This is a genomic window from Mixta sp. (genome assembly GCF_024610815.1).
Classification (GTDB): domain Bacteria; phylum Pseudomonadota; class Gammaproteobacteria; order Enterobacterales; family Enterobacteriaceae; genus Mixta; species Mixta calida.
In genome coordinates, this window is record NZ_JANION010000129.1 from 1 (window position 1) to 8935 (window position 8935).

Here is an 8935-nt window from a genome sequence, read left to right on the forward strand (position 1 = left end):
GTTATTTTTTAATAAAATTTTATTTCAAATATCTAAAAGTAACACTGATAAATTTTCAATAAATGTCAAAACCAATGTCACAGACACATCAACTGGTAAAACAAAAAAGGTACTTTATAAACCTGTCGCTGAATTACTCGGAACATTAGATATTGAGTTATTCAATAAAATGAATAGTGGTGGGTTATCCGAGGTTACGCTGATAAGGTACGACACAGGTACTATAAATGTACCTGACATGAATGGAGTTGTTATTCCGGTTGAAAGCACTATGAAAATTAAACCTGTTCAGCAATCTAAAGATGTAATTACATGGCTTAAAGGGATTGGTAGTCATTTCAATAAAAAAACAAACGGCAATTATAAAAATATAAGAGTTAAATATTATGACGATAGCAGTAAGACACGCACTGTAACGCTGCATACCAATAATATCAAACTTGAGGCTCTTGAAAAAACCTTTATTAAAAGAAGTGTAATCGATAATTTTAATTCGCGCCTAAGCAACTCCTATGATAATATAGACTTAGAAACTATAGAAAAACTTTACAACTTATTATGAGGCTGCAATGTATATAATACACCAACTATTCAGACCTTTTGGTTATTTGAGCGTAAAAGGCGTCAGCGGAAAATTCATCTACGACTGGTTAATTCCATTGGCTTTAACTTTTTTATCAATGGGTTACTTTTACGGATTAACAACGCCAGCGCTTTTGTTAAGTAATGATGGCTTCTTTAAAAATACAATTTCCTTCATATCCATACTTCCAGGCTTTTATATTGCTGCATTAGCGGCCATTGCAACCTTCAATAGAAAACAAATTGACGATCCTTTAATTAGTGATAATGGCACACCTTATATCTATGTTAAGGGAGTTAAAGAGAACGGCAAACCATATCGTACAAAAGAAGATATGACGCGACGGTTATTTTTATGCATGCTATTTTCTTTTCTGACAGCAGAAAGCATTTTACTTATTATGCTACATAATTTTGCCATACCACTACTGTCAAATGTAGTAAACCCATACTGTTTAATTGTTTATTCTTTTGCATTCTTGTTAATACTTTGGCAACTACTAGTAACCACATTTTTCGGTTTGTATTATCTGGGTGACAGGATTCATCTTAATAATTAAATATCAATTATCTTTTAAAATGGAAAAGCATCTTATCATTTATACCCCCTTAACTCCTACTGAATGCATATTGCATGGCGACATCTTCAAGCTGTGAAAGTTAATACGAATACCCCCCAGCGCGCAATGCTACCCCCGCCTCGCCTGCCCGCTTTGCGCATCGTTTTTTATGCAGCTGCATGAACCGGGCAAAGCCGCGCCGCGCGTGGGATGACGGGGTGTCTGGTGCGCTGCATTCTGCATGCAAATTCATGCACGCCATGCATGCATTGCTCTTTACAAACCGGGCTGGCCAGAAAAAGGACGTTGAAAGGACGAAAAGCGGAAACAAAAAAGCCGCTGGTTTCAGCGGCCGTGGTGGTCAGTGGAGAGTCCGAAAGGCTGAGCCGTAGCGTCCGATCGTCTGCCGTTCCTTCACCGCCTCCGGGGTGATGACGGGAACCGGTTCGGGCTGCGGCGGCGCGGTAATGACCTTCGTGATGCTTTCGCTGGTTTTGAACGTGCATGAGCAGTCAAGGTTGGTGCACTGGTGATAGCGCTCCTTTACCTGCTCGGACATATAGCGGCTCGATTTGGCATGCGCCGGGCTTTTGCAGTACGGGCAGTGCATCATTTCTTTTTACCTTCCCTTATCCACGGACGGTATACGTGGATGGCATCCCACGCCCTGTTGCGCTTAATCGGATTTGCGTACAGCACCATATCCACGCCGGTGAGCGCCGGACGCCACAGGCCGATATTCTCCAGCACCGGCGCTTCGGTCAGCACCTTCTCCGGCAGCGCGGCCGCCGCACGGGTCAGCGCGTTACCAATCAGCTCCGCCACGACCTGCATATCGCTGCGCTCGTCGTCGTCGCGTGGATTGACCTTCTCACGCTGGAGCCGCAGGCGGATGGCCCACAACAGCGAGGGGCTGACGTTGCGCAGCGCCGACTGCCAGGTCGCGTCGGCAAACTCGTTAAAGGCCAGCTTGTGCGCATAGACGTATTCCTTTCCCGTTCCACAGGCGTTAAGCATGTAGACCTGCTTATCCAGCTCCAGCTCGGCAATCAGCCCGGTAAACTCTTCCGCCAGCTCCCGGCTGGCAATGCGCTGGCTGTGCTCCGCCTTCAGCTCGTCGGTCAGATTGCCGCGCAGGTTGCGAAAGCGCGTACGCCAATTCGTTTCGGCTTCCTTTCCCGCCTCGATGGCCGCCTCACGCTCCTTCTCACAGCGTGTAATGTCGGCGCAGGTATTGTTGTACTGTTTCATCTTCTCAAGGTGCGCGGTACGGGCCTGCTCAAAGTCTTTCAGGGCGGTGCTCTTTTCCGGGGTGCTCATAGCTTTTCTCTCTCTGTAAAGGATGTCGCTATTCTGCTGTTCACCACCGGACAAATCATTTCATTGCTGCCTGCCTGTCGCTGAGCAAACACGGCCAAATCTTCACCGGAAAACCTCTCTGAGCTTTTAGTTTTATATAAAACTGTTCACTACTCTTCACCTCTGAAAAAAAGATAATAAATACAGTAAGTAAAGGGGTGAACACTTGAAAGTTAACTGTTCACCGGGTGTTCACCACTGTTCACCCGCTTTTAAACCGGCCTTTTTTTGGCGAGCATTTTTTCAGAGTTTTTAGCTATTAATGAATCTGGATTTTCGGTCGGTTTTTTATAAGTGGCACTCTCTGGCACTCTTTGGCATACGGTGGCAAACAGGGTGCAACAGAACGCGATTTTGCTCGTTTACCACCGGACGGCGGCTTGTTTACACGGGCAAAAATATTCTCACAATAGGGGGTTACCAGCACAACACGACCGGAACCGGCCAGCGCCGCCCGGATACAAAACGAGGTAACACCATGCTCTCCACCGTTTCACCATCCTCCACGGCCACGCCGACCGTTAACGACCTGCACTACCCCCGCGACCGCTTTATGCGCCTGCCGGAAGTTATCAGCACCTGCGGCCTGTCCCGCTCGACCATTTACGACTTAATCTGCCGCGAGCAGTTTCCGTCGCAGATTTCGCTCGGCGGCAAGAACGTCGCCTGGCTGGCGTCGGAGATTGACGACTGGATGCAGGCCCGCATCGCGCAGCGTGCAGGAGGTGCGGCATGATTAAGCTCAACTTCGGCACCCGCAGCTACCCGCTGACTCAGGAAGAAGCCGTGTACGTGGCCGAAAGCCTGCTTTCCGCCGTCGGTGGCAAAAAATCCACGCTGCCCGCATTCAACAGCGGCCGCCACGGTCATATTTCCGTGCTCACCGAAAAGCCGAAGCCTGCGAAGGGTAGCAAGGGCGCGCAGAACGAGCACTTCCGATCAAATCCGCCGCAATCCGATCACGTCCTGACCGATTGCTGAGGAAAAAGGCCCGATGCGTAAAAAAAGGCTTTTTTCTGGCGAGCCGCCGGTGTACTGTTTTCCCGCTGCCGCAAAATCGGCAGCCGGGCGTAGGAACCCGAGTTACTTCAAGGCGACACGACACGCGCCACGCGTGTTTTTTTACGTCGTTGCCTCAGTGCGCCATTTTTTAGCGCAGCGGTTCTTATGCCGTTGTGCCTTTAAGACAATGGTGGCTCAGGCGGGGCAGCCCTCGGGCTGGCCGGTGTCCTTGAAGGCCGGTATTCCTACCCCCGTCTGGGCTACCACCCCCGAGTGTAGGAACTCTGGTGGTAGCAGTAATCGCTACTTCAAGGAGTCTGCCACTATGGCCGCAACCCTCATTTCTGCACGCATGCAGTTCACCTTTATCTTTGCCGCCGTGCGCCGTGCCGACACCGCCGCCCGTCCCTGCATGCTGCGCACCACCGCCGAAACCGAATCCGCCGCCCGCCGCCTGCTGGCCCGCGATTACGTGCTGTCCTTTGCCGGTCGCCTGCCGCTCTGCGGGGTGGCCGCATGAATACCCTGTCCGCCCGACTCAATAAACACGACAGCTACCCCATTCCCCACGCCGATTTTCTCCGCCTTCAACATGCCCACAGCGTCGGCGTGACCGTGCTCGACATGCTGAACGTTATTGAATGCTCAGGTAACCGCCACAGCGGCCCGGACGGCGACGCGCTTGCGTCCGTGGTGGCGCTGCTCACCGACCAGCTGGGGAAAGTCGTCAGCACCTGTGAATCCGTCATGCTTAACGATATGGAGGTCTCCCGTGACAACTAACAATTTCAGTAATCAGTCCTGCCTGCCCGTTGAGGTACGCACCGCCGTTTACCGCCGCGCCGTGGCCCAGGGCTACCTGACCGCCTGCGAGCGCTACGGCCTTGACGTGTCCGCCTCGCTGGACGAGGTGCAGATGACCATCGCGCTGGAGCTGGAAGGCTACTACGTGCGTAAGTACGGCCCGGAAAACGGTATGGATATGGCCTGCACCATGCTCAGTGAAATGGTGCAGCCCGACGTGCTGGTTGCTGCGCCACGGCTGACGCGCATGGGTGAAACCATGATGGATGAACTGCTGTGCGGCCGCCTGGCCGCCTCTAAAGCCACGCTGCATTAAGGAGGCCGCATGAAACATATCGTCACCGATACCGTGCGCGCCGCCGCCGGTCACTGGCCCCAGCTGCTGCCCGCGCTGGGTATCAGCATCAACGCCGCCGGACAGCACTCGCCGTGCCCGGTCTGCGGCGGCAAAGACCGCTTCCGCTTTGATAATCAGGCCGGTCGCGGCACGTGGGTCTGCAACCAGTGCGGCGCGGGCGACGGGCTGGCGCTGGTTGAAAAGGCGCTGGACGTCAACACAAAGGAGGCCGCCTGCCGGGTGGCCGGGCTGATTGGCACGCTGCCGGTAAAGCTGGTTCAGACGTCCACGGAAAAAACCGACGAAGAGAAGGCGCGTGCGCGCCTTAAGGCGGCAAAGGAGGCTGCACGGCTTGTCGCCGGTGCGAAAGCACACACAGGTAACGCCTACCTGACGGGCAAGGGGCTGGCTGATATCACCGCCCTGACGCTGACCACCTCAAAGCGCATCAGCGACACCACCTACCAGCCCGGCGACCTGCTTGTGCCGCTGACGGACTTTTCCGGCGACACGGTCAACGCCCAGCTGATTAAAGCGGACGGCACAAAACGCACGCTGGCGGGCGGTCAGGTAAAAGAGGCGTTCCACCGCTTGGGTGAACCCGGCGACATGCTCTGGCTGACCGAAGGGTACGCCACCGGCCTGACCGTGCACCGGCTCACCGGCCAGACGGTTTACGTCGCCTTAAGTGCCAATAACCTGCCCGCGCTGGCCGAGCGCCTGCACGCGGAGTACCCGGAGGCGCTGATACTGATTGCCGCCGATAACGACGGGAACGGCACCGGCCAGCTGCGTGCCGAAGCCGCCGCGAAGCGCTGCAACGGCAAACCCGCACTGCCACCCGTCACCGGCGACTGGAACGACGTCTTTCAGGCAGAGGGAGAAATGACCACTCAGGCAATGCTGACCGCCTTCACGCAGCCGAAAGCGCTCAGCCCGTTTGAGTCGGTGAGCGAGGCCGACCTGAAGGCCATGAGCGCCAGCCAGAAGGCCGAACTGCTGGCCGCGCACTACCTCAACACGCTGGCCGTGCCGGTCGTGGGAGAAGACCTCTGCCGCTACGAGGGCGGCGCGTGGCAGGTGCTGCCGTACCGCGTGCTCAGCCGGGAAATCGCCGCGCTGTTTCAGAAGGTGCGCGCGCCGTTCTCGGCAACCGGTATCGGCGGCATTGTGGACACGCTCAAGCTGATGGTGCCACAGATGGGCGCACCGGCCCGGCGGCTGATTGGTTTTCGTAACGGCGTGTTTGACACCGCAACCGGCACCTTTGGCCCGCACCGTAAGGAGCACTGGTTGCGCACCGTTAACAGCGTGGACTACACCACGCCTAAAGCGGGCGAAAATCTGGCGGATGATGCGCCTGCCTTCTGGCAGTGGCTGACGCGGGCGGCCGGACGCAATGAGGCGAAGCAGGAGCGTATTCTCGCGGCGTTATTTATGGTGCTGGCGAACCGCTACGACTGGCAGCTGTTCCTTGAGGTGACCGGCCCCGGCGGCAGCGGTAAAAGCGTGATGGCGTCCATTGCCCGCCTGCTGGCCGGGGAAGACAACACCACGGCGGCCACCATCGACACGCTGGAGTCGTCACGAGAACGCGCCTCAGTCGTTGGCTACTCGCTGATTATCCTGCCGGACCAGGAGAAATGGAGCGGCGACGGTGCGGGCATCAAGGCGATTACCGGCGGCGACGCGGTGGCGATTGACCCGAAGTACCGCGACGCCTACTCAACCCACATACCGGCGGTAATACTGGCGGTAAACAACAACCCCATGCGCTTCAGTGACCGCAGCGGCGGCGTGTCGCGTCGCCGGGTTATCCTGCCGTTCCCGGACGTGATACCGGCAAACGAGCGCGACCCGCAGCTGCTGGAAAAGATTGCCGGCGAGCTGGCCGTTATCGTGCGTCATCTGATGCAGCGCTTCACCCGCCCGGACGATGCCCGCGAGCTGTTGCAGGCGCAGCAGTCATCAGAGGAGGCGCTGGAAATCAAGCGCAGCGCCGATCCGCTGGTCGATTTCTGCGGCTACCTGACGCCGCTGAGCACGCCAACCGGGCTGTTTATCGGCAACGCGAATATACGGCCGATGAACCCCAGACGCTACCTGTACCATGCCTACCTGTCCTTTATGGAGGCCAGAGGCCATCAGCACCCCATGAGCCTGACGGCATTCGGCCAGGCGGTACCGCAGACGCTTAAGGAGTACGAGATAGAACTGTTGAAGCGTAAGACAAAGAACGGCATCCAGACTAGCCTGGAGTTGAGCGAAGACTGTGAGGCCGACTGGCTGCCGCGCTGTGATGCATAAGTAAATCAATAACACCAAACCGGCTGCGGCCGGTTTGTGCCAAAAGCGGGCATTGGGCGTTATGGTAAACGCCCGATAATTTCTTCTTTGACTAACACAAGCCGCTGGATAAATTCCCAAGTGTCCAACTTAAGTAAATTCAAGAACAACTAGCGTACTGGCTGTATAAAGTTTGCCGGACGCAAATTTATTATTTTCAGAAAAACCTGTTGAAATAGAGGTAAATCAGCGTTAGTTTAATGTGAGCAAACATCAGGGAAGAAGGTAGATAAAGGTTCGATTTGCGGGCAAAAAAGCCTTCTATTAAATTGTTAAGGCTTTATGAAGATCGTACATTAAGAATCGAATGCACCATGAGTAGGGAACATGAAATGCCCAAACCCTAAGTGTGGGAAGCATGACTCCTGTTTGATTCGGGATAGGTTGTATTCGTATGATGTATGTATTGGCTCTAGACTCAAATACTAGTGGCGTTTGCTCACAAATACCTTAACAATTTTAGGCAAGGGACGCTCTGACGTCGCGCGCCTGCAAAAAGCGTTAGCTGTTCTCTAGCCTTCAACCAGACAAGGAAATAATCGTATGAGTTCAGAATTGATTGCAAAACCTGGAACAGGGTTGCTTTCCACAGATACAACAAAATTTGAAGGATATTTATCGTATCTTGGTTTGCCGACAGAAAATATCATTGCCTCTCTCCCTGAGCGCCAAATTATTGAAAAAAATCTCCCCACATTCATAGATTCTTTACCTGCTGAGGTAAAAAGAGATGCGCGATATTTATCAAAGTTCGTTGCTGGTGCGGCTATAGGATTATTTGATGCATCGTTAAATTATGTTTGGAATGAAGTTGTACTGAATTTAAGGGAGAAAGTGATAGTTTATGGACTCGATATGTTCTTTGATGCCGCAGTCGGCGGAGGACGTAGAGAGCTTTATTCTACCGAAGAAGATCTTTCTGGTTTAAAAGACAACACCCTTATTAATACATGCCGCAAACTTGAATTAATATCTGACATTGTTTACACCAAGCTAAATCATATATTGACTATGAGGAATGACATTGGTGCGTCGCACCCAAATTCATACTCCATAAATGCTTATGAACTTCTTGGCTGGCTCCAAACATGCGTTCAAGATATTTTGAACGACAAACCGTCCGCATCTGCCATACAAATAAAATCATTCCTTGAGAATCTAAAAAAATCCACTGATGTCCTTGATGAAGCCAAAATTCAAAGCATGGAAAGACCTTTGAATGATCTGTCGCTTCAGAATACTGACAATTTACTCAATAGTATTTTCGGAATATATACAGCTGATTCAACAGGAAATGTTGTCAGAAAAAATATCGCTCTTTTTGCTCCGCATATTTGGAATAAAAGCAGTGAGAACGTAAAATACAAGCTCGGCGTGACGCTAGACGGATACAAGAACAACCTTCATAACGAGAAACATGCTTTAGGTATTGAGTTTTTTACGTTTTGTGATGGTAATCGTTATCAATCATTAGACTCTAGAATTATATCACTGGACGGCTATGCCGACGATCTCTTAGAGGCTAGGTATGCTTGGGATAACTATTATAATGAACCCCCGCATATGCGAAAGATACTTTCGTATTTAAAGACTGAAAATGACATACCATTAGAGAGGGCTCATAAGCTTATAAAAACAGTTTTGATTTGTCGTGTTGGTAAAGGAATACCATATAATACTGGTGTTTCTCCGGCGGGGCGACCTTTGTATGATCAGTTTTTTGGCATGCTTGGCGATCAAAACATTATCAATACAGTTATCGCAATGCATTCTAATGAAGTGCGAGTGAATTTAGACAATAAATACTGCCAGCAACATATGGTAAGCGTTTTGACTTTGTTAAGAGCCAATGCTCGTAGCGAGAGAATTCAAGAAATTATAGATTTTTTGATCGCCAACCAAACGATTCTCCATAAAGTACACAACGATAAGAGATATAGAGATC

Annotated in this window: 10 protein-coding genes and 1 pseudogene; 9 read left to right on the forward strand and 2 right to left on the reverse strand. The window is 51.8% G+C overall.

The annotated features are described in order from the left end of the window. Nucleotides 1-562, forward strand: a pseudogene (locus MYY08_RS09240) (hypothetical protein); the annotation flags it as partial. A gap of 7 nt (nucleotides 563-569) precedes the next feature. Further along, nucleotides 570-1142: a hypothetical protein gene (locus MYY08_RS09245; protein ID WP_288013953.1), complete on the forward strand. Its 573-nt coding sequence runs from the start codon at nucleotides 570-572 to the stop codon at nucleotides 1140-1142. A gap of 361 nt (nucleotides 1143-1503) precedes the next feature. On the opposite strand, the gene MYY08_RS09250 is transcribed toward MYY08_RS09245, so the two are convergent. Next, nucleotides 1504-1755: an ogr/Delta-like zinc finger family protein gene (locus MYY08_RS09250; RefSeq protein WP_288013954.1), complete on the reverse strand. Its 252-nt coding sequence runs from the start codon at nucleotides 1753-1755 to the stop codon at nucleotides 1504-1506. Further along, complete coding sequence (sid, locus tag MYY08_RS09255) at nucleotides 1752-2462, reverse strand: capsid size-determining scaffold Sid (protein WP_288013955.1); 711 nt, start codon at nucleotides 2460-2462, stop codon at nucleotides 1752-1754. The genes MYY08_RS09250 and sid overlap by 4 nt, the downstream gene beginning before the upstream one ends. A gap of 517 nt (nucleotides 2463-2979) precedes the next feature. Here sid and MYY08_RS09260 point away from each other — a divergent pair. The 7 genes from MYY08_RS09260 to MYY08_RS09290 form a co-directional block, all read left to right on the forward strand. Next, on the forward strand, nucleotides 2980-3237 hold the full coding sequence (locus MYY08_RS09260) for a helix-turn-helix transcriptional regulator (RefSeq protein ID WP_288013956.1): 258 nt from the start codon (nucleotides 2980-2982) through the stop codon (nucleotides 3235-3237). Then, the gene (locus MYY08_RS09265) at nucleotides 3234-3482 is read left to right on the forward strand and encodes a hypothetical protein (RefSeq protein ID WP_288013957.1); all 249 of its coding nucleotides are present in this window, start codon (nucleotides 3234-3236) and stop codon (nucleotides 3480-3482) included. The genes MYY08_RS09260 and MYY08_RS09265 overlap by 4 nt, the downstream gene beginning before the upstream one ends. A 13-nt stretch (nucleotides 3483-3495) precedes the next feature. After that, nucleotides 3496-4023, forward strand: coding sequence for a host cell division inhibitor Icd-like protein (locus MYY08_RS09270; protein ID WP_288013958.1), 528 nt, complete (start codon nucleotides 3496-3498; stop codon nucleotides 4021-4023). Beyond that, entirely contained in the window at nucleotides 4020-4286 is a 267-nt protein-coding gene (locus MYY08_RS09275) for a hypothetical protein (RefSeq protein WP_288013959.1), read from the forward strand. The genes MYY08_RS09270 and MYY08_RS09275 overlap by 4 nt, the downstream gene beginning before the upstream one ends. After that, complete coding sequence (locus tag MYY08_RS09280) at nucleotides 4276-4623, forward strand: DUF5375 family protein (RefSeq protein WP_288013960.1); 348 nt, start codon at nucleotides 4276-4278, stop codon at nucleotides 4621-4623. The genes MYY08_RS09275 and MYY08_RS09280 overlap by 11 nt, the downstream gene beginning before the upstream one ends. 9 nt (nucleotides 4624-4632) lie before the next feature. Beyond that, complete coding sequence (locus MYY08_RS09285; protein WP_288013961.1) at nucleotides 4633-6951, forward strand: primase-helicase zinc-binding domain-containing protein; 2319 nt, start codon at nucleotides 4633-4635, stop codon at nucleotides 6949-6951. A gap of 582 nt (nucleotides 6952-7533) precedes the next feature. Further along, on the forward strand, nucleotides 7534-8935 hold a 1402-nt coding region (locus MYY08_RS09290), incomplete at its 3' end, for a hypothetical protein (protein ID WP_288013962.1).

Excerpts from the sequence above, each read along its gene's own strand:
- MYY08_RS09245 (WP_288013953.1), top strand. The coding sequence starts at position 570 with ATGTATATAATACACCAACTATTCAGACCTTTTGGTTATTTGAGCGTA.
- MYY08_RS09250 (WP_288013954.1), bottom strand. The coding sequence starts at position 1,755 with ATGATGCACTGCCCGTACTGCAAAAGCCCGGCGCATGCCAAATCGAGC.
- sid (WP_288013955.1), bottom strand. The coding sequence starts at position 2,462 with ATGAGCACCCCGGAAAAGAGCACCGCCCTGAAAGACTTTGAGCAGGCC.
- MYY08_RS09260 (WP_288013956.1), top strand. The coding sequence starts at position 2,980 with ATGCTCTCCACCGTTTCACCATCCTCCACGGCCACGCCGACCGTTAAC.
- MYY08_RS09265 (WP_288013957.1), top strand. The coding sequence starts at position 3,234 with ATGATTAAGCTCAACTTCGGCACCCGCAGCTACCCGCTGACTCAGGAA.
- MYY08_RS09270 (WP_288013958.1), top strand. The coding sequence starts at position 3,496 with ATGCGTAAAAAAAGGCTTTTTTCTGGCGAGCCGCCGGTGTACTGTTTT.
- MYY08_RS09275 (WP_288013959.1), top strand. The coding sequence starts at position 4,020 with ATGAATACCCTGTCCGCCCGACTCAATAAACACGACAGCTACCCCATT.
- MYY08_RS09285 (WP_288013961.1), top strand. The coding sequence starts at position 4,633 with ATGAAACATATCGTCACCGATACCGTGCGCGCCGCCGCCGGTCACTGG.